The sequence below is a fragment of the Micromonospora sp. DH14 genome (assembly GCF_029809455.1).
Lineage (GTDB): Bacteria > Actinomycetota > Actinomycetes > Mycobacteriales > Micromonosporaceae > Micromonospora > Micromonospora parva.
Map to the genome: position 1 here is coordinate 17,674 of NZ_JARVKT010000039.1, position 18,934 is coordinate 36,607.

Consider the following 18,934-nt stretch of genomic DNA (forward strand, 5'->3'; position numbering starts at 1 on the left):
AGACAACACAGCCATGCGCATCGTGATCGCCGACGACGCCGTCCTGCTCCGGGAGGGGCTGGTCCGGCTGCTGACCGAGAGCGGGCACCAGGTGGTGGCCGCCGTCGGGGACGGTGACGCCCTGGTCGAGGCGGTGGTCGAGCACCGGCCCGACGTGTCGATCGTCGACGTCCGGATGCCGCCGTCGCACACCGACGAGGGGCTGCGGGCCGCGGTGGAGGCGCGCCGGCTGGTGCCGCGTACCCCGATCCTGGTGCTGTCCCAGTACGTCGAGGTCTCGTACGCCGATGATCTGCTCGCCACCACCGGCGGCGCCGGCGGCGGGATCGGGTACCTGCTCAAGGACCGGGTGGCGGCGATCGACGAGTTCCTGGACGCGCTGCGCCGGGTGGCGGGCGGCGGCACGGTGCTCGACCCGGAGGTGGTCGGTCAGCTCTTCGCCCGGCGTCGCCGCGACGACCCGCTGCGCGAGTTGACCCCCCGTGAGCGCGAGGTGCTCGCCCTGATGGCCGAGGGGCGCTCGAACACCGCCATCGCGCGCGCCCTCGTGGTCAGCGACGGCGCGGTGGAGAAGCACGTGCGCAACATCTTCACCAAGCTGACCCTGCCGCCGGACACCGAACAGCACCGGCGGGTGCTGGCCGTCCTCACCTACCTGCGGAACTGACCTCCCGGGCGAGGACGACAGCGTCGGTGAGGGTGTCGGCCACCGGGTGGCCGGAGGCGCGCAGCCGGGCCGGGTCGGTGAACCCGCCGGTGTAGAGCACGGCCCGGCCGCCGACCGCCACGGCGGCGTCCGCGTCGTCGATGGAGTCGCCGATCAGCACCACCGAGGCGCCGTCCACGCCCAGCTCGGCCAGGTGCCGCTGGAGCGGTTCGGTCTTGCTGCCGCCGCCGACCGTGGCCCGCAGCCCGTCGACGCGGGTGAAGTGGCCGGTCAACCCGTACGTGTGCACGGTCGGGACCAGCTCCTCGTGGAACCACATGGACAGCAGACTCTGACTGCCCGGCCACGCGGCCATCGCGGCACGCGCGTCGGCGGCCAGCTCACAGGTGGTCAGCCCGGTGCGGTACGCGTCGTGGAAGATCTTGTCGAGGCGGCCGAACTGGTCGTCGTCAACGGCCTGCCCGAGCACCTCGGCGTAGTACTCGGCGATCGGCCTGCGGAACCGCACCCGGTGCTCGTCCGGGGTGACCGTCGGCCCGCCCAGGCTGGTGAACACGACGTTGGTGGCGGACACCACCAGGCTCAGGTCGTTGAGCAGGGTGCCGTTCCAGTCCCAGACGAGGTGCGGGGGCGCAGGGGTCATCAGAGCACCATAGGCACCCCTCAGAGTTGCGGCGTGGTCAGGTCCCGCAGCAGCCGGTCCTCCTCGACGCGCCAGTAGCCGTGCTCCTTGCCGTCGAGCATCACCACCGGCAGCCGGTCCCCGTACTCCCGTTCCAGCCCCTCGTCGCCGGTGACGTCCCACTCGACCCACTTGTCGCCGGTGACCGCCACGACCCGGTCGAGCGCCGCCTTGGCGTCGTCGCACAGGTGGCAGCCGGGTCGGGTGATCAGCGCGAGTCGGGCGTCAGTTGCCATCGGTTACCTCCGTGCGGTCGGTCGGCGGCGCCGACCGGAGCTGGGTCTTGCGTACCTTGCCGATCGCCGAGTGTGGCAGGGCGTCGACGAACTCGACGGCGGTCGGGCACTTGAACCGGGCCAGGTTCCGCGCGCAGTGGGCGAGCAACTCCTCGCTGGTCACCGGTCGTCCCTGCGCCGGCACCACGTACGCCCGCACAGTCTCGCCGGTTCGCGGGTGCGGCACACCCAGTACCGCCGACTCGGCCACCCCGGGATGCCCGGCGAGCACCAGCTCGACCTCGTGCGGATAGACGTTGAACCCGTTGACGAGGATCAGATCGCCGAGTCGGTCGACCAGGAAGAGGTCACCGTCCTCGTCGGCGTACGCGATGTCACCGGTGCCCCACCACCCGTCGGCGGCCGGGCCACCCCGACCATCGGGCCAGTACCCGGTGAAGAGGTTGGGGCCGGACACCACGATCTGCCCCGGGTCGGTGCCCGGCGCGACGTCGGAGATGTCCAGCTCATCCGGGTCGTCGTCGGGGACTGCCAGCCCGTCGCGCCACAACTCCACCCCGTCGGCGTCGACCAGGCGGAGCCGCACACCGGGCAACGGGCGGCCGATCGAACCGGGCTTGGCCACGCCGCCGACCAGGGTGGAGGTGAGCACCGGCGCGGTCTCGGTGAGGCCGTACCCGATGTGCACCTGATGCCCGGTGACAGCGGTGAAGCGCGCCGCGACAGCGGGTTCGAGCGGTGCCGCGCCACAGACCGCCACCCGCACCGACGCGGTCGCCGCCCGGGCCGCGGCCATGCCGGCCCAGGTCAGGAACATCGACGGTACGCCGACCAGCACGCTGACCCGGTGCCGCGCGGTCTCGTCCAGCCCTGCCGTCGGCCCCGGCTCGTCGAGCAGCACACCGGTGGCGCCGTGGTGCACGACAGCACCGAGCCCCGAGTTGAGCCCGTACGCGTGGAACAGCGGCAACGCGAGGAGGACGGTGTCCGTCGGCCCGACCACCGGTGGCTCGATCTGCGCGACCTGTTCGTGGTTGGCGAGCAGCGCCTGGTGCGACAGCATCGCTCCCTTGGGTCGCCCCTCGGTGCCGGAGGTGTAGAGCAGCACCGCCAGGTCCGCGCCGCCTCGTCGGGGTCGGGGTGCCGGCCCGGGTGCGTCGGCGGTCGGTGGCGTGTCGTACACGGAGGTGAGCGCGGGCAGTTCGGCGGCGATGTCGGCGACCAGAGCTCGAACGTGGTCGGTGGCGATGAGCACCGACGCGGCGGAGTCGGCCAGCACGTGTCGGAGTTCCGGGGCGGTGAGGCCGGGGTTGACCGGCACTGTCACCAGCCCGGCCCGCAGGGCGCCGAGCCAGGCGATCACGAAGTCCGGCGTGTTGGGCAGTGCGATGGCGACGCGTGGCGGGGTGGCACCGGGGTCGGTGGGTGGCGCGGCGGCGGACAGGCCGTGGGCTGTGGCGTCCACAGCGGCGTCCAGTTCGGACCAGCTCACTGTGTGTTCGTGCCAGTGCAGCGCGGGCCGGTCGGCCCGGTCTTGGGCCGACCGGCGGACCCGGTCGGCGAGGTTCGGCGCGGGGCTTTCCGAGACGTCCGGCACGGTGGTCGAGTCTGGCACAGCGCACGGCGACGGGCCACGCCCGGCGGCCCGGAGTGGACCCGCGGGGGCGGCGCCGCGACAGTCCCATGTACGGGACTGTCCGGTGTGCCATCGGCGATCCGATCAGGTCCTGTCGATGGGACGTGCGACGCCGATCAGAGGCAGTTCGGTCGCCCCCGCCCGACCGGCCGGCGTGTCGGGCCAACCGAACGGGTGGGACGCCTCCCACCTGGGCATCCACCCTGGAACACCGTGCCGACGGAAAGTCAATCGCACACGACGGACAACCGGTCCGCCATCGGTGCGACGGAGCGGGAAATACTTCCGCCTTGTGTAACGGACTTGCCACGCGCGGGTGACGTTGGCCCTATCATCACTCGGGTCGGGTCACCCCATTTGCCGTGAGTCGACACCCCTCAGCCCGAGGAGGCCCCCGTGCCTGTGAGCGCATTGGACCAGCACCTCCAACGGAACTGCCGCCCGTCGGCAGTTCCCGCGACCGTCCTGCCCGACCGGTCACCCGGTCGGTCCGCCCCGACGAGACCCAGACCGGCCCGGCCGGCAACCGACGGGACGGGGGCAACACGGTGACCACCTTCGGTTACGCGGAACGCCCGGTCGGTCTGACCGGTCAGCCGGCCCGCTCCCACGTCAACGAGCGGCCAGCAGCCCGCGCCCCACTGGACGAGCAGCCCGGCGGCGGCCTGCGGGGTGACGGCACGGCACATCGGATCCGCAGCCGGCCACATCACAACGAGCCACCACCGCGGCCCGCGGTGCCCGGCGGGAACGCGAAGCCGGCCGGTGGCCGGGTGGCCGTACCGCCCCGGCCCACCATGCCCGTGCAGGGTCGTCGGGTAAGCGACACACCGGCGGTCACCACCGACCCGGCGGCGGGTGAGACAGCGGTGATCCCGGCGGTGCCGGCCACCACCGCCACCACCCCGACCGGTTTCCCGAGCCGGCCGGACCCGTCCGACCCGGCAACCGAGGTGTGGACGCTGATCGAGCGGGCCCAGGCCGGCGAGTCCGAGGCGTTCGGTCTGATCTACGACCGGTACGTGGACACCGTCTTCCGGTTCGTCTACTTCCGGGTCGGCAACCGGCAACTCGCCGAGGACCTCACCTCGGACACCTTCCTGCGCGCGCTCAAGCGGATCGGCAGCTTCACCTGGCAGGGCCGCGACCTCGGCGCCTGGCTGGTGACGATCGCCCGCAACCTGGTCGCTGACCACTTCAAGTCGGGCCGGTACCGACTGGAGGTCACCACCGGCGACGTGCTCGACGCCGACCGGGAGGACCGGGGCCCGGAGGGCAGCCCGGAGGCGGCGGTGGTGGAGCACATCACCAACGTCGCGCTGCTCACCGCCGTCAAGCAGCTCAACCCGGAGCAGCAGGAGTGCATAGTGCTCCGCTTCCTCCAGGGCTTCTCGGTCGCCGAGACGGCCCGCGCGATGGGCAAGAACGAGGGAGCCATCAAGGCCCTCCAGTACCGCGCCGTCCGCGCCCTGGCCCGACTGCTGCCCGACGGCTTCCAGCCGTAGGTTGTTACGGCGGGACCGACGGGCGTCGATCAACGTCCGCGCAGCTCAGAGTCGGTCCCGCCGGGTGATGACCATCACTTTCTGTAATTTCGGCTCCGCCAGGCCCGTAACCCGTGCCCGGCCCGCCGCGTTTCTCCGGGTGCGACCGGTGGATGTCCCGGCAGGCCCGGGTCACCGAGGTCCGACCGGCACGCCGGCGGCACCTCACCTCCGTGGTGTCACACTGCCGCCCGGTCGCTGGCAACGACGGCGGCCGACCGGCCGTGACCAGCGAGAGGAGGTGCCTGCGGTGGACAACACCCTCTTCTCCCGCCGGCGCGCGGAGCGCTTCGCGCAGCTTCTCGACGAGGCCAACGGCGCTCGGCGACACCACGTGCGATCCCGGGTGGACGGCCACCTCGCGCCGCTCGTCGCAGTGGGTCAGCGGCTCAGCGTCGACCCCCCGGCTGTCGAGGTGGACCAGGACTTCCGCACCGGCCTGCGGGCGATGCTGCTCGCGACGGCCGAGCGGGAAGGGTTGGGCAGCACACCGGCGACGGCCAGCGAACCGGCCGCCACGACCACCCGGGGGCGGCTCGCCACCACCCGGGGACGGCTGCTGCCGGCGGTCACCGCCCGGCGGGCCCGAGCCCGGGGCGCGATCCTGGTCGGCATCGCCGCCGGGGCGATCGCCGTCTCCGGGATCTCCGCCGCCAGCGAGAACGCGGTGCCCGGCGACGCGCTGTACGGCATGAAGCGCTCCACCGAACGGGCACAGCTCGCCCTGGCCAGCTCGGACATCAGCCGGGGGCAACTCTTCCTGGACTTCGCCCGGACCAGACTCGGCGAAGCCGCCAAGCTGCGCGGCGACCGGATCGGCTACAGCGCGGTCCTCGACGACATGGACGCCGACACCCGGCAGGGGGTTCGCCTGCTGACCTCGGCCGCTGTGCAACGAGCCGAGCCCGGCAGCCTGGACACCCTCAACACCTTCGTGTCGAGCCAGCGCCGGGCGGTGCGCGGCCTGCTCGACGGGAGCACCCGCGTCGACCGGGACCGGACCCACCGGTCACTGCTGCTGCTGGACAGCATCCGGGAACGCTCGGACGACCTGCGCGCGGCAATCGCCTGCGGCCTGCCGGCACCCACCGCCAGCGACGCCCTCGGCCCGGCCCCGAGCGCCTGCCCCGGCGATCGCTGACCCGCGCCCCTATACCGCACGTCCGACCGGCCGCGCCACAGTTCGCTGTGTGCCCGGCCGGTCGACCGTCTGCGGCGGATACCCTCGCCAGGGAGCATCAGTCGCACCGGAAGGAAGGGAATCGCGTGGCGCGCAGCCGTAAGGTGACGGTCAGCACCGACGCCGACGGGCACACCGCCGGCTGGGCGGAGACCGACCTGGCCCCGGTCAGCGCACCAGACCCGACCGGCGCGGCGTTCTTCGACGTGGACAACACGATGATGCAGGGCACCTCGATCTACTGGTTCGCCCGTGGGCTCGCCTCCCGGAACTACGTGACCACCGCCGACCTGGCCCGGTTCGCCTGGCAGCAGCTCCGCTTCCGGCTGCTCGCCCGGGAACACGCCGGTGACATGTCACTGGCCAAGGAGGCGGCACTGGCCTTCGTCGAGGGCTGGCGGGTCAACGAGGTCGAACACCTCGCCGAGGAGATCTTCGACGAGCTGATGGCCCCCCGGATCTGGGCCGGCACCCACCAGCTCGCGCAGCGTCACCTGGACGCCGGTCAGCGGGTCTGGCTGGTCAGCGCCGCCCCCGTCGAGATCGGCCGGGTGATCGCCGCCCGGCTCGGCCTGACCGGCGCCATCGGCACGGTGGCCGAGGTGGTGGACGGGGCGTACACCGGGCGGTTGGTGGGTGACCTGATGCACGGGCCGGCCAAGGCCGAGGCGGTCACCCAGCTCGCCGCTGTGGAAGGGCTCGACCTGACCCGCTGCGCGGCCTACAGCGACTCGGTGAACGACCTGCCGCTGCTCTCCGTGGTGGGGCGGGCGGTCGCCGTCAACCCGGACGGCGTTCTGCTGCGGCAGGCCCGCCAGCACGGCTGGGAGGTACGGGACTTCCGCACCGGCCGTCGAGCGGTCAAGATCGCCGTACCGTCGACTGCCGCGGCCGGGCTGGTCGCCGGCGCGGTCACCGCCGGCCTGGCCCTCCAGCGCCGCCGACGCGCCGGCTGAGGACGGCCGGCTACGGGCCGAACGGGTCGGGCCGCCGCTCCAGCAACGTGTGCAGGGTCTGCTGGATGGTCTCCCGCACCTGGTCGGCGAGGTTGAAGACCACCAGCGGGTCATCCGCCGAGTCGGTCAGGTGGGCGGTGGGGATCGGCGGGCAGAACTCGATCAGCCACTTGCTGGGCAGCGGCACCATGCCCAGCGGGCCGAGCAGCGGGAACGTCGGCGTGACCGGGAAGTACGGCAGCTTGAGCAGCCGCGCCAGCGGCTTGATGTCGGCGAGCATCGGGTAGATCTCCTCGCCGCCGACGATGGCGACGGGCACGATCGGGGTGCCGGTGCGCAGCGCCGCCGAGACGAACCCGCCCCGCCCGAAGCGTTGCAGCTTGTACCGGTCGGCGTAGAGCTTCCCGATGCCCTTGAAACCCTCCGGGAACACCCCGACCAGGTCGCCGCCGCCGAGCAGCCGCTCCGCGTCCGGGTTGCAGGCCACCGTGCCGCCGGTCTTGCGGGCCAACTCGGAGACGACAGGCATCCGGAAGACCAGATCGGCGCCGAGCAAGCGCAGGTAACGGTGGGCGGGATGCTTGTCGTGCAGCGCCGCGGAGAGAATCAGGGCGTCCAGCGCCACCGTCCCGGAATGGTTGCCGACCACCAGGGCCGGCCCGTCCACTGGCACATGCTCCACCCCGCTGACCTCGGTGCGGAACCAGTCCCGGTAGAGCACCCGCAGCAACGGGTGGAAGACCGCGTCGGTCAACTCCGAGTCGAAACCGAACTCGTCGACCTCGTAGTCACCGGCGAGCCGCCGGCGCAGAAACGCCAACCCGTTCGCGACCTTGCGGTCCCAGTGGTCCCCGGGCCGGTCCGCCACCGCCGGCCCGGTGCCAGCGGGCAGCCCGGCGTCGACCCGGTCGGCCGGAGTGGTCGGCGCTGCCGGGGTCGGCGCGGCCTGCGCGGCCGGTCGGTGTCCGTTGCGCCGCGCCGGCTCCGCATCCGGCCCGGGCACCTGCTGGGGTACGTCGAAACGCCCGACCGACTGCGGGTCGCGCCCCTCCTCCGCTGCACTCACAGCGCCACCTCTGTTCGCGACTGCGGGGCTCGCAAACCCGGCTCACTCCTCGCGCTCACGATGACCGCTCCCGCATGGCTGATCGGACCTGCCGGATGCCGTCCAGGACGAGTTTCTCGGCGGCGGCCAGCTGATCCCGGGTGACCACCACCCCGCCGTGATGGGCGCGGATGAAGTCCTCGAACGCGGCAGCTGTCGACCGGGGTGTGAAGCCGTACTCCTGCTCAAGCCGGCTGGTGTCGACCACCCGGCCGTGCACGAAGAGGTCGACCTGGTCCAGGCCGTAGCGGCCGAAGCCCATGGTGCGGGCCAGCGCGGCAGCCCCGGACAGACCCGGCTCCAGCACCGGCACGGCGACCCGGCCGGCCCGCCGGATCGCCTGGGACAGCGACAGCACCCCCGGACCAGCGACGTTGTACGTGCCCGGATGGTCCTCCACGATCGACCGGTGCAGCACCTCCAACGCGTCGTCGAAGTGCAGGAACTGCAGACGGGGGTCGCGGCCGAAGACCGTCGGCACGAACGGCTGCGAGAAGTAACGGGTCAGCGTGGTGTCGGCGGTCGAGCCGATGAACGGGGCGAAGCGCAGCACCGTGGCGGTGACGTCGGGCCGGCGGCGCCGGAACCCACGGACGTACCCCTCCAGGTCGAGGATGTCGCGGCCGAAACCGCCGCGCGGCACCTCGCGGGGCTCGGTCTCCTCGGTGAAGACCGCCGGATCCCGGAACGACACCCCGTACGCGGCGGTCGACGAGCGGACCACGAGCTTGCGCAGCCGGGGTGCCCGCTGGCAGGCGGCGAGCATCTGCATGCTGCCGATGACGTTCTGGTCCTTCATCGCGGACCGGCCGCCGTGCTGCGGGTCCGGTGAGGTGACCAGCGCGAGGTGCACCACCGCGTCGACGTCCAGGTCGGCGAGGAGGCCACCGAGCGCTCCGCTGTCGACGCGGATCCGTTCGACCCGGTCCAGCAGGTCGGGGAACTCGGTGCCGGCGTCCGGTGCGTCCACCCCGATGACCCGTTCGATGCGGGGGTCGGCGGCCAGTCGGGCCGCCACGTGGGCACCCAGGTAACGGCCCACTCCGGTGACGACGACGACCCCCGGAGCACCTGAGGTGCCACCGGGGGTCATCTGACGCACCTACGCCGGCAGGATGGACCGAGCCGGGACGACCACGGCCTGATCACCTGAGCCTCCGGAGGTCGACAGTTTGGCAAGTGACGCACGCCGGGCGCTGAGCCCGGCGGCGATCACTTGCCGAGACGGCGACGCTGGACGCGGGTCTTGCGCAGCAGCTTGCGGTGCTTCTTCTTAGCCATGCGCTTACGGCGCTTCTTGACCACCGAGCCCATACGACAGCCTTTCGATACAACGTGCGGGGCGGACCGGATGACACCACGCAGGTGGCGACGGCGACCGCTTGCGGACAACGGACCGGACCAGTCTGGGCGGCGGGGCGCACCTGTGGGGTCTCGGTCGGGCTCCAGGGTAGCCGGAGGGCGTCAGCCGGACCAACGCGCCCCCGTCGCGGCCGCCTCAGGTCCACGACTGCGCGGCTCGCGATCTCACTCCGTACGCTCACCGATGCCGGTCGACCGGCGGTGGCGGGCGGTGTGGTGGTGGCTCAGGCGGTTTCCTGAAACGCACCCCGGAGATATTCGTGCACCGCGTGCTCGGGCACCCGGAACGACCGGCCGACCCGGACGGCGGTGAGCTCACCGCTGTGCACCAGGCGATAGACGGTCATCTTCGACACCCGCATGACCGTCGCCACCTCCGCGACGGTCAGGAACTTGACCTCCGACAGCCGTCCGTCGGACTGTGACCCGGCCATGGCTCACCGACCCATCCCATGCCCGGCGCGTGCCAACCCGACGGATGCTCCGGGCCGGGCCGGCGACGCGCGTGTTACCAGTACGGTAGCGGGGCGGTTGTGACCGGCGCGATCCCTTCCTGCAACTGATCATGTTTCGGTGGCCGGTTCACCCGATCCGTGCTCCCGGTATCCGCCCCTGCGCGTGCACCGTCCGGTTGTTCCGGCGGTGCTCATTCAGTGCGCAGCGCGACGACCGGGTCGAGGCGGCCGGCGCGCTGCGCGGGAACCACCCCGAAGACGATGCCCACCACCGCCGACACGCCGAAGGCGAGCGCCAGCGACCACCAGGTGATCGCGGCCGGGATCGGCGACAGCGCGTCGACCAGCAGAGCGGTTCCCACGCCCAGCGCCATTCCGGTGACCCCGCCGATCGTGGTGAGCAGCACCGCTTCCAGCAGGAACTGCACGCCGATGTCGCGGGGACGCGCGCCGACGGCCTTGCGCAGCCCGATCTCCCGGGTCCGCTCCCGGACGCTGACCAGCATGATGTTGGAGACGCCGACGCCGCCGACGAGCAGTGAGATGCCGGCGATGGCGGCCAGCACACCGGTGAGGACACCGAGGATGTCGCCGAGCACACCGAGGATCTGCTGCTGGGTGACGGCGCTGAACTCGGTGTCCGGGTGGCGGCGGTTCAGCTCGGCGACGATCCGTTCGCCCAGCTCGTCGATGCGCTCCCGGTCCGGTGCCTTCACCGCGATGCCGTCGACCCGCTGGGTGCCCCAGAGCCGCTGCGCGGCGGTCACCGGCACGTGCACCTCGTCGTCCCGGTCGACGCCGAGGCTCTGCCCGAGCGGCGCGAACACGCCGATCACCCGGAACCGCACCCCGGCCAGTGCCACCTGCTGGCCGAGCGGGTCCCGGTCGGGGAAGAGCGCGCGGGCCACCGAGTCGCCGAGCACCGCCACCCGCCGACTGGTGTCCACGTCGGTGCCGGTGAGGTAGCGTCCCCGGGCCAACGACCTGGTGAACACCGCCGGGGTGGTCTCCAGGACGCCCTGCACGGTGGTGAAGTCGGAACGGCCGCCGGCCCGCGCTGTCGCCCCGGACGCGACGGTGACCGCCACCCGGTCGGGGTCACCGACGACCCGGTTGACGGCGTCCACGTCCTTGAGGGTCAGCGGCGACACGACCGGCGCGTTGCCCACCTCGATCCGACCGGGTACGACCAGCAGCAGGTTGGAGCCGAGGCCTTCGACCTGTTGCTCGACCTTCTGTTTGGTGCCGGTGCCGATGGCCACCAGCAGCACCACCGAGGCCACCCCGATGATGACCCCGAGCATGGTCAGCGCGCTGCGCAGCCGGTTGGCCCGCAGGGCGTCCAGTGCCACCCGCCACGCCTCGGCGACCCTCACGTCGTACCCCCGGGACGCTCGGCTGCGCGCTCACCGGCAGCCGCGTCGCGCGCCTCGCGCGGGTCGGCGTCGCGCGGGTCGGCGTCTGGCCGCTCGGCGTCGCGCGGAAGGCGCCCGGTGGCTCCGGCGGCGCCACCGGAGCCACCGGACGGGTGCCCCGGGCCGCTTCCGGACGCGGACCGGGGCTCCGCGCTGGGAGCGGGGACCAGTGTCGCAGGTCGACCGTGATCAACGGACGGCGGTCGATCATGGGCGGAGTGCGGGTCGGTGTCGGTGTCCGGAGGGCGTGCGCTGTCCGCCACGACCACCCCGTCGCGCATGGTGATCCGACGATGGGCGCGGGCCGCCACCTCCTGGTCGTGGGTGACCATCACCAGCGCCACCCCGGACTCCGCGTTCAACTGTTCCAACAGCTCCAGCACGGCGGCGCCGGTGACGCTGTCCAGGTTGCCGGTGGGCTCGTCCGCCAGCAGCACCGTCGGCTCGGTGACCAGCGCGCGGGCGATCGCCACCCGCTGCTGCTCACCGCCGGACATCTGGTTGGGCCGGTGGTCCAGCCGGTGCCCGAGGCCGACCCGGCCGAGCATCGCCGCCGCCCGTTCCCGGCGCTGCCGGGCCGACACCCCCCGGTAGACCAGGGGCAGGGCCACGTTCTCCACCGCGGAGGTACGCGGCAGCAGGTGGAACGCCTGGAAGACAAAGCCGATCGTCTCGTTGCGCAGGGTCGCCATCTCCGGCGGGGCGAGGGCGTTGACGTCCCGCCCGCCGATCACCAGGCGGCCACCGGTGGGCCGGTCCAGCCCACCGAGAAGGTGCATGAGGGTGGACTTGCCCGAGCCGGACGGCCCGACCAGGGCCACGTAGTCCCCCGGCTGCACGGTCAACGACACCCCGCGCAGCGCCGCCACCGACACCCCGTCGAGCTGGTACGTCCGGGACACGTCCACCGCCTCGATGGCCGGGGCGCGCTCCCCGCCGCGCGGATCTGAAGCGGCAGGGTCGGTCACCGGACTTCCTGGCCGTCGCGGACCTGGTCGGCCCCACGCACCACGATCCGGTCGCCGGGTTGCACCCCGTCGAGGATCTGCACCAGGTCGGACCCCTGGACGCCCACCGTCACCGACGCCCGGCCGGCCCTGCCGTCGCGGACCACCCAGACCGCGTCCCGGCCGTCGGCGGAGAACACCGCCGAGGCGGGGACGGTCACCGCGTCGACAGCCTCGCGTACCCGCAGGCGAACGATCGCGTTCATGCCGGGGCGGGGCGTCGGGGCCGGCTCGTCCTCGGCCAGCTTTCCGGCACCCAGCGCCAGGCGTACCCGATAGGTGACCCCGCCCTGCGCGGAGCTGGTGGGCAGCACGTCGACCGACCGGACGGTGGCGTCGTAGCTGGCGCCGGTGACGGCGTCCAACTCGACGGTTGCCGGCACGCCGGCCTTGACCAGCAGCACGTCGGTCTCGTCCACCTCGGCGAGCAGACCCAACTGCCCGGTGTCCACCACTGTCAGCACCGGCGTGCCAGCGGTGACCAGCCCGCCAACCACCACCGCGTCGTCCACCCCGGCCGGCGGCCCACCCTGGTTGGGAGTCAGCACGGACGGGTCGAGGCCAGCGCCCCCGGCCTGCTCCAACAGCCCGGCCAGACCGGCGTTCGCACCACCGCCGGCCCGGGTGCCGCCCGGCTGCACCACACCGGCGATCGGGGCACGCAGGGTCAGCGCGTCGACAGTGGCTTTCGCCAGGTCGTACGCCTGCTGGGCCTGGAGCCGTTGCGCCGCGGAGAGGGCGCCGACGGCGGAGCTCAACCCGTTGATCCCCCGCTGCACCGCCCGGACCGCCTGGTCGGCGCTGCGCGCGGCGGCGGTGTACTGCTTCTGCGCGGACGTCACCTGGGTCAACAGCGCGTCCCGCAACTGCGGGTCGGCGATCTTTTCGGCGGCCTTGCGGGCCGCGTCGAACGCCTCGTTGGCCGCCTTGTCGGTGCCGCGCCGGCTGCTGGTCAGGTTGCCCGCTCCGACGCCCCGGCCGGCGCGCTTCGCGGCGGTCAGTGCCTCCTTCGCCTGACGCAGGCGCTGCTGCGCGCTCGGCGAGTCGACAACGGCGAGCACCTGGCCGCGCTTGACCCGCTGTCCAGGCTGGACGCGCAGGCTGGACAGGGTGCCGTCGGCGGGAGCGGTGAGGGTGGCGGCGGCGCGGGCCGTCACGGTGGCCGGGGCGTCGATCACCTCGGTGACCGGGTTACGGGCGGCCGACGCCAACGCGAGGTCGGGGCCTTCGTCGCCGCAGGACGCGGCCGTGGTGGCGGTGAGAACGACGACGGCGGTCAGGGCGACGAGCAGGCGGGGCCGCGTGGTGCCGGCGGGCCGTGACGACTGAGGGCGGCGCACCCCATCGATGGTACGGCGTGCCCTCGCACCACCTCTGAGCTGCGTCAGCCGGCGGTGGCGCGGACGTACGCCACGCACTCGTCGTGCAGTGTCGACCACTGCTCGCCGAACGCTTTCTCGGACGCCACGTCGAGGGTTCTGCCGTCGTGCACCACGGTCTTGAAGAAGGTGAGCAGCCGCAGCGGCCCGTACCTGTCGACGAGGTGCCGGACGGCCAGGTAGCCGATGCCGTAGCTGCCGGCGACCCGTTCGGCCGGGGCATCGTCAGCGGGGTTGATGCCCTCCAACTTGCCGTCCCAGCCGCCCCGGACCATCTTGCGGACGTCGGCGATCCCCTCGTACCTGTCGACCGCCTGGCCGCCGGCACCGGCGAACTCGGCCAGCCCCTCCACCAACCACCAGGTGAGCTTGCCGGGGTAGCCGCGCTCCGGCAACGACGCCGCGTGGGTCAGCTCGTGCCGCAGCAGGTCGTCGGTGCCGCTGTTGGTGAGCCCTTCGGCGTTGAGCACCACCTCGTGGTGGCCGCCGCCCACTGTCACCGCGTAACCGCCGGTCCATTCTGGGCGTTCCCCGCCGTACCAGCGCTGCCACTCGGTGCGCCCGGCGTAGAAGATCCGGTAGCGGTCCGGCGGTGACCCGGTCACCGCGTACCCGTCGGCGACCTTGGCCGCCGCCTCGGCCTGGGCGAGCAGGCCGGGCAGTTTGCCGCGCAGCGCCGGGGTGGTGGCGACGATGGTCCGCGCGCCGACGGCGACCGCCAGGTCGCTGATCTCCCACGGTCGGGTGCCGGTCTCCACCGACTTGGACTCCTCCATGGCGACCATCAGGGGCTGGTCACCGTTCTCCCGCCACCGGGTGCCGATCAGCACCGGGCTGGGCCGACAGTTCGGCGTGACGAAGCAGTACTGGAAGCGCACCAGCAGCCGCCACTCGCCGGGCTTGCCGATGATCGGCACGGGCAGACCACTCGGCTCGGCCCGCCACCCGGTCACCTTCAGCTCGCGGAGTGCGGCGAAGCGTCGGCGCAGGTCGTTGTGGGCGACGGGGTCGGCGACGGCGAGGAACCCGGCGCGGTCGCCAGCGAGGAGCGCCGCGGACTGACGGTGGAGCTGGGCGGTGATCCGGTCGGACAACCCGCGGGCCACGGCGGTGGCCGGGTCGTCGGCAGCCGAGGCACCGACCCGGCTGACAGTGGGGCGCGCGCCTGTCTCCCGGATCACTCCGACGACGAGCGCCGCCGGCAGGCCGCAGCCCAGCAGCAGGAACACCACCACGAGCACCGTCCACAGCGGCCAGAGCCGCCGTGGTGCTGGCCGCTGCACCTCGTCAGTCACCCGCCGAAGGGTACGACCAATACCTGGACGCGGCGAGGCCGCCCCGGCCGCCGGCTCACGCGCCGGTGCCCGGCCAGGAGCGGAAGGAGATGTCCATGCTCGCGATCAACTGCTGGTACGAGCGGTTGACGTCGCGGGGCAGGCCGAAGCCACCGGCGGCCTCCAGGGTCACGAAGCCGTGCAGGGCGCTGCGCAGGGCGCGGGTGGCGTCCACCGCGTCGTCACCGGTGAGCCCGTAGCCCCGAAGGACCGCGACGACGGCACCGACGGCGCGTTCGCCGGCCTCGACGTGCTCCGGGTCGGCCGGGTCCGGCACCCGCTGCGTGGCCGGGTAGCGACCGGGGTGCCGGTGGGCGTAGCCACGATAGGCGTCCGCCATGGCCCGGAGCGCGTCGCCACCGGAGCGGCCGACGGCGGCGGTGGTCATCTCGGTGGCCAGCTCGGCGGTGGCCAGTGCGGCAAGCTTCTGGGCCAGCGCGTCCGCCCCCCGCACGTGCTTGTAGAGGCTGGGCAACGCGACACCGAGCCGGCTGGCGAGCGCGGCGAGGGTGAGCTGTGAGAAGCCGACCTCGTCGGCCAGCCGGGCGGCCTCCCGTACGACTGTCTGCTGGTTGAGGCCGGCCCTAGGCACCGGCGCACACCGCCAGGAAGCCGAGCAGTTCCTCGGCGGTGCGCTGCGGTTGGTCGGCGTGCGGGTAGTGGCCGGACTCCTCGATCATCCGGGCTTCGGCGGTGCCGAAGAGCCGCCGGGCGGCTCGCGCCTCGGCTCCCGGGTCGGGGAAGTCCGGGTCCTTGGACCCCATCAGCACCAGCACCGGTTGCCGCAGTTGCGGGGCGCGGCTGGTCCAGTGCGGCTCGGCCGGTGCGATCACGCCGCGGGTCGCGGCCATCCGGCCGGGCTCGCGGAGGTTGGCCACCATCGAGCGGCGGTAGGCCGCGTCGTCGGCGGGTCGGCGCACCGGGAACAGGGTGTTGTGGAACATCCCGAACAGGCGAGGGCTGTGCAGCACTGACCAGATCGCCATCCGCAGCAGCGGGCTGAGCTTCGGTTGGCCAACGAACGCGCCGATCTGCACGATGCCGGTGACCAGCTCGGGCGCGTCGGTGGCGGCGAAGACCACCGCCGCCGCGGCGGACGAGCTGCCGACCAGCACGGCCGGGCCGGCGTCGAGGTCGCGGACCACGGCGAGCAGGTCCGCGCCGACCTCCGCCGGGGCGTACGTGGGCCAGCCGGCACTGGACTGCCCGTGCCCCCGTACGTCGACCGAGGCGACCCGGTGACCGGCGGCCACCAGCAGAGGCACGAGGTGCCGGAAGCTCGCCCTGTTCTCGCCCATGCCGTGCGCGAGGACGACCAGCGGCCCCTCGCCCCGCACCTCGTACGCGATGTGTCCGCCGTCCCGCCGCACCTGGCTAGTTGTCATAGCCTTAAAGCTAAGCTACTTAGCCGAGGTTGGCAAGCCGGACAGCCGAAACGGGCCGGCGGTGACCCGAGCGGTCGCCGCCGGCCCGTCGGCCGAATCGGAGAAGTTACTTCTTGGAGACCAGGGCGCGGCCGAAGAAGACCAGGTTGGCGGGGCGCTCGGCGAGCCGACGCATCAGGTAGCCGTACCACTCGTCGCCGTACGGGACGTAGGTGCGCACCGTGTAGCCCTCGCCGGCCAGCCGGGCCTGCTCCTCGGGGCGGATGCCGTAGAGCATCTGGAACTCGAAGCGCTCCGGCCCCCTGTCGAACCACCGGGCCCGGTCCTCACCGATGGCGATCATCCGCGGGTCGTGGGTGGCCAGCATCGGGTACCCGTCGCCGGACATCAGGATGTTCATGCAGCGCACGTACGACTTGTCCACCTCACGGGCCGACTGGTACGCCACCGACTCCGGCTCCTTGTAGGCGCCCTTGCACAGCCGCACCCGCGACCCGGCCGAGGAGAGCTCCCGGCAGTCCGACTCGGTCCGGCGCAGGTACGCCTGGAGCACCGCGCCGGTCGACGGGAAATCCTTGCGCAGCCGGCTCAGCACCTCCAATGTCGAGTCGGTGGTGGTGTGGTCCTCCATGTCCAGGGTGACGGTGGTGCCCGCCGCGTCGGCCGCCGCGCAGATCGCCCGCGCGTTGTCGTACGCCAACTGCTCGTCGAACATCTGGCCGAGGGCGGAGAGCTTCACGCTGACCTCGGCGGCCGGGGTGAGCCCCGCACCGGCGAGCATCTTCAGCAACTTCAGGTACTCGTCGCGGGTGGCGGTGGCCTGCTCGGGGGTGACGGTGTCCTCACCGAGGTGGTCGAGGGTGACCGCGAGGCCGTCGTCGACGAGCCCGCGGGTCGCGCGCAACGCGTCGTCGGTGGCGGCGCCGGCGACGAACCGGCGTACGACGTCCCGGGTGTACGGGGCGGTCGCGACGAGCCGCTCGACCTGGGATGACCGGGAGGCGGCGAGGATGACGGAACGGAGCATGAGCCGAGCGTAACGCCCCTGCCAGGGCTCCCGCCGAGGGGCGGCGGGGGCACCTCGACCCGGGGCGGGGCGGCGGCGGTGGCGTCGATCAGCTACAACGATGCCGTGGACCAACGCCCCCGCCGCCGGCTCCGATCGGCCTCCGTGCAACTCGGCGCGCTCACCGCTCTCGCGCTCGCCCTCTCCGGCTGCAACATGACCTCGGACGACGACGATGACGACGACTGCGCCCTCGGGCCGGTCGGCGGCGGCGGGACCGTCGCGCTGGCGATGCGGGTCAGCGACCCGGCCGCCGGCCGCACCGCCCCGGAACCGGCCACGACGGCCCTGCCCGAGCGCGGCGGGTTCGGCACCCACCTCGCCGCCTGCGGCGGCTGACGTGCGCCGCGAAACGGTCACCCCGCGCACCGACTGGGACGCCACCATCCGCTCCCAGGGGCTCGTCTACGTCGACACCGAACTGCCCGACGGCGGGATCATGTCGTACTGGGACGAGACCGCCGCGTACGCCTTCGACCTGGACGAGGTGCTGCGGCTGGAGGAGGCCACCGAGGAACTGCACCGGATGTCGGTGGCCGCCGCCGAGCACGTGGTGGCACGGCGTCGGTACGCCGAGTTCGGCATCCCGCAGTGGGCGGCCGAGGCGGTGGCCAGGTCGCTGCGGGAGGCGCCACCGACCCTCTACGGGCGCTTCGACCTCGCGTACGACGGCACCTGGCCCCCGAAGATGTTGGAGTACAACGCCGACACCCCCACCGCGCTGGTGGAGGCGAGCATCATCCAGTGGTACTGGCTGGAGGACACCCAGCCGGATCTGGACCAGTGGAACAGCCTGCACGAACGGCTGGTCGGCGCCTGGGCCAAGATCGGGGCCGGGCTGCACGACCCGCTGGTGCACGTGCTCTGGTCGAACGAGGAGGAGTCCGGAGAGGACCACATGACCGCCGGCTACCTCGCCGAGACCGCCCGGCAGGCCGGCCTGGACGTCGAGTTGCAGCCCATCCAGGAGATCGGCTGGGACGGCCGACGTTTCGTCGACGCCGACGACCGCCCGGTGACCACCTGCTTCAAGCTCTACCCGTGGGAGTGGATGCTGGCCGAGCCGTACGGGCCGGCGGCCCTGGCCCCCGGCACACCCACCACCTGGATCGAGCCGGCGTGGAAACTGCTGCTCTCCAACAAGGCGCTGCTCGCGGTCCTCTGGGAGCTGTACCCCGGCCACGAGTACCTGCTCCCGGCGTACCTCGACTCGCCGCGCGGCATGCCGGAGTACGTGGCCAAGCCACTGCTCGGCCGCGAGGGCGGTTCGGTGCGCATCGTCACCGCCGGCGAGGAGATCACCAACCCGGGGATCTACGGCGACGAGGGCTGGTGCTATCAGGAGTTCCGGGCGTTGCCGCAGTTCGCCGGCAACCGGATGGTGCTGGGCAGCTGGATCGTCGACGGCGAGTCGGCCGGTGTGGGGGTGCGGGAGAGCGCGAGTCTGATCACCGACGGCTACGCGCGGTTCCTGCCGCACTACATCGACGCGCCACGCGCCGCGTGAGTCGTCTACCTTTGAGGG

The 18,934-nt window shown here is 72.7% G+C and carries 19 protein-coding genes and 1 pseudogene; 6 read left to right on the forward strand and 14 right to left on the reverse strand.

Going from position 1 to position 18,934, the window contains the following annotated elements; translation table 11 throughout:
* Nucleotides 1-13: 13 nt before the first annotated feature.
* The gene (locus QCZ28_RS30610) at nt 14-667 is read left to right on the forward strand and encodes a response regulator transcription factor (protein ID WP_030329744.1); all 654 of its coding nucleotides are present in this window, start codon (nt 14-16) and stop codon (nt 665-667) included.
* Here the strand turns inward: QCZ28_RS30610 and QCZ28_RS30615 are convergent.
* From QCZ28_RS30615 to QCZ28_RS30625, 3 genes are read right to left on the reverse strand one after another with little or no spacing between them, the layout of a single operon-like run.
* Nucleotides 648-1,310 (reverse strand): HAD hydrolase-like protein, encoded by a 663-nt coding sequence (locus tag QCZ28_RS30615; protein WP_279519862.1) that lies wholly within the window; start codon nt 1,308-1,310, stop codon nt 648-650. The two genes, QCZ28_RS30610 and QCZ28_RS30615, sit on opposite strands and share 20 nt — an antisense overlap.
* A gap of 20 nt (nt 1,311-1,330) precedes the next feature.
* Nucleotides 1,331-1,585 (reverse strand): glutaredoxin family protein, encoded by a 255-nt coding sequence (locus QCZ28_RS30620; protein WP_030329740.1) that lies wholly within the window; start codon nt 1,583-1,585, stop codon nt 1,331-1,333.
* On the reverse strand, nt 1,575-3,182 hold the full coding sequence (locus QCZ28_RS30625; protein WP_279519863.1) for an AMP-binding protein: 1,608 nt from the start codon (nt 3,180-3,182) through the stop codon (nt 1,575-1,577). The genes QCZ28_RS30620 and QCZ28_RS30625 overlap by 11 nt, the downstream gene beginning before the upstream one ends.
* A gap of 587 nt (nt 3,183-3,769) precedes the next feature.
* On the opposite strand from QCZ28_RS30625, the gene QCZ28_RS30630 reads away from it, so the two are divergent.
* From QCZ28_RS30630 to QCZ28_RS30640, 3 genes are all read left to right on the forward strand, one after another.
* Nucleotides 3,770-4,726, forward strand: a complete 957-nt coding sequence (locus QCZ28_RS30630) for an ECF subfamily RNA polymerase sigma factor, BldN family (protein ID WP_279519864.1) — start codon at nt 3,770-3,772, stop codon at nt 4,724-4,726.
* 289 nt (nt 4,727-5,015) lie between these two features.
* A complete protein-coding gene (locus QCZ28_RS30635) occupies nt 5,016-5,906 on the forward strand; it encodes a DUF5667 domain-containing protein (protein WP_279519865.1) in 891 nt (296 codons plus the stop codon).
* A 125-nt stretch (nt 5,907-6,031) separates the two neighbouring features.
* Nucleotides 6,032-6,901 carry an HAD-IB family hydrolase gene (locus QCZ28_RS30640; protein WP_279519866.1) on the forward strand — a complete coding sequence of 290 codons (870 nt, stop codon included), beginning with the start codon at nt 6,032-6,034 and terminating at the stop codon, nt 6,899-6,901.
* Nucleotides 6,902-6,911: 10 nt separating this feature from the next.
* On the opposite strand, the gene QCZ28_RS30645 is transcribed toward QCZ28_RS30640, so the two are convergent.
* From QCZ28_RS30645 to QCZ28_RS30695, 11 genes and pseudogenes are all read right to left on the reverse strand, one after another.
* The gene (locus QCZ28_RS30645; RefSeq protein WP_279519892.1) at nt 6,912-7,793 is read right to left on the reverse strand and encodes a lysophospholipid acyltransferase family protein; all 882 of its coding nucleotides are present in this window, start codon (nt 7,791-7,793) and stop codon (nt 6,912-6,914) included.
* Between the two features lie 229 nt (nt 7,794-8,022).
* Nucleotides 8,023-9,099 (reverse strand): NAD-dependent epimerase/dehydratase family protein, encoded by a 1,077-nt coding sequence (locus QCZ28_RS30650; protein WP_030329729.1) that lies wholly within the window; start codon nt 9,097-9,099, stop codon nt 8,023-8,025.
* Nucleotides 9,100-9,218: 119 nt separating this feature from the next.
* A complete protein-coding gene (locus tag QCZ28_RS30655; protein WP_007465623.1) occupies nt 9,219-9,320 on the reverse strand; it encodes an AURKAIP1/COX24 domain-containing protein in 102 nt (33 codons plus the stop codon).
* 272 nt (nt 9,321-9,592) lie between these two features.
* The gene (locus tag QCZ28_RS30660) at nt 9,593-9,802 is read right to left on the reverse strand and encodes a helix-turn-helix domain-containing protein (protein WP_007465625.1); all 210 of its coding nucleotides are present in this window, start codon (nt 9,800-9,802) and stop codon (nt 9,593-9,595) included.
* Nucleotides 9,803-10,014: 212 nt separating this feature from the next.
* The gene (locus tag QCZ28_RS30665; protein ID WP_279519867.1) at nt 10,015-11,199 is read right to left on the reverse strand and encodes an ABC transporter permease; all 1,185 of its coding nucleotides are present in this window, start codon (nt 11,197-11,199) and stop codon (nt 10,015-10,017) included.
* An 86-nt stretch (nt 11,200-11,285) separates the two neighbouring features.
* Nucleotides 11,286-12,206: pseudogene (locus QCZ28_RS30670) on the reverse strand (ABC transporter ATP-binding protein); the annotation flags it as partial.
* A complete protein-coding gene (locus tag QCZ28_RS30675) occupies nt 12,203-13,585 on the reverse strand; it encodes an efflux RND transporter periplasmic adaptor subunit (protein WP_279519868.1) in 1,383 nt (460 codons plus the stop codon). The pseudogene QCZ28_RS30670 and the gene QCZ28_RS30675, both read right to left, overlap by 4 nt.
* A gap of 44 nt (nt 13,586-13,629) precedes the next feature.
* Complete coding sequence (locus QCZ28_RS30680; RefSeq protein WP_279519869.1) at nt 13,630-14,919, reverse strand: hypothetical protein; 1,290 nt, start codon at nt 14,917-14,919, stop codon at nt 13,630-13,632.
* Between the two features lie 55 nt (nt 14,920-14,974).
* Nucleotides 14,975-15,550, reverse strand: a complete 576-nt coding sequence (locus QCZ28_RS30685; protein WP_279519870.1) for a TetR/AcrR family transcriptional regulator — start codon at nt 15,548-15,550, stop codon at nt 14,975-14,977.
* Nucleotides 15,543-16,343, reverse strand: coding sequence for an alpha/beta hydrolase (locus QCZ28_RS30690; protein ID WP_279519871.1), 801 nt, complete (start codon nt 16,341-16,343; stop codon nt 15,543-15,545). Before QCZ28_RS30690 ends, QCZ28_RS30685 begins: the two co-directional genes overlap by 8 nt.
* 106 nt (nt 16,344-16,449) lie before the next feature.
* Nucleotides 16,450-17,370 carry a proline dehydrogenase family protein gene (locus tag QCZ28_RS30695; protein WP_279519872.1) on the reverse strand — a complete coding sequence of 307 codons (921 nt, stop codon included), beginning with the start codon at nt 17,368-17,370 and terminating at the stop codon, nt 16,450-16,452.
* 105 nt (nt 17,371-17,475) lie between these two features.
* On the opposite strand from QCZ28_RS30695, the gene QCZ28_RS30700 reads away from it, so the two are divergent.
* Both QCZ28_RS30700 and QCZ28_RS30705 read left to right on the forward strand, forming a co-directional pair.
* Nucleotides 17,476-17,748 carry a hypothetical protein gene (locus QCZ28_RS30700; protein ID WP_279519873.1) on the forward strand — a complete coding sequence of 91 codons (273 nt, stop codon included), beginning with the start codon at nt 17,476-17,478 and terminating at the stop codon, nt 17,746-17,748.
* A 1-nt stretch (nt 17,749) separates the two neighbouring features.
* Entirely contained in the window at nt 17,750-18,916 is a 1,167-nt protein-coding gene (locus QCZ28_RS30705; protein WP_279519874.1) for a glutathionylspermidine synthase family protein, read from the forward strand.
* The last annotated feature ends 18 nt before the right edge of the window (nt 18,917-18,934 follow it).

Excerpts from the sequence above, each read along its gene's own strand:
- QCZ28_RS30610 (WP_030329744.1), top strand. The coding sequence starts at position 14 with ATGCGCATCGTGATCGCCGACGACGCCGTCCTGCTCCGGGAGGGGCTG.
- QCZ28_RS30655 (WP_007465623.1), bottom strand. The coding sequence starts at position 9,320 with ATGGGCTCGGTGGTCAAGAAGCGCCGTAAGCGCATGGCTAAGAAGAAG.
- QCZ28_RS30660 (WP_007465625.1), bottom strand. The coding sequence starts at position 9,802 with ATGGCCGGGTCACAGTCCGACGGACGGCTGTCGGAGGTCAAGTTCCTG.
- QCZ28_RS30650 (WP_030329729.1), bottom strand. The coding sequence starts at position 9,099 with ATGACCCCCGGTGGCACCTCAGGTGCTCCGGGGGTCGTCGTCGTCACC.
- QCZ28_RS30695 (WP_279519872.1), bottom strand. The coding sequence starts at position 17,370 with ATGCTCCGTTCCGTCATCCTCGCCGCCTCCCGGTCATCCCAGGTCGAG.
- QCZ28_RS30690 (WP_279519871.1), bottom strand. The coding sequence starts at position 16,343 with ATGACAACTAGCCAGGTGCGGCGGGACGGCGGACACATCGCGTACGAG.
- QCZ28_RS30615 (WP_279519862.1), bottom strand. The coding sequence starts at position 1,310 with ATGACCCCTGCGCCCCCGCACCTCGTCTGGGACTGGAACGGCACCCTG.
- QCZ28_RS30620 (WP_030329740.1), bottom strand. The coding sequence starts at position 1,585 with ATGGCAACTGACGCCCGACTCGCGCTGATCACCCGACCCGGCTGCCAC.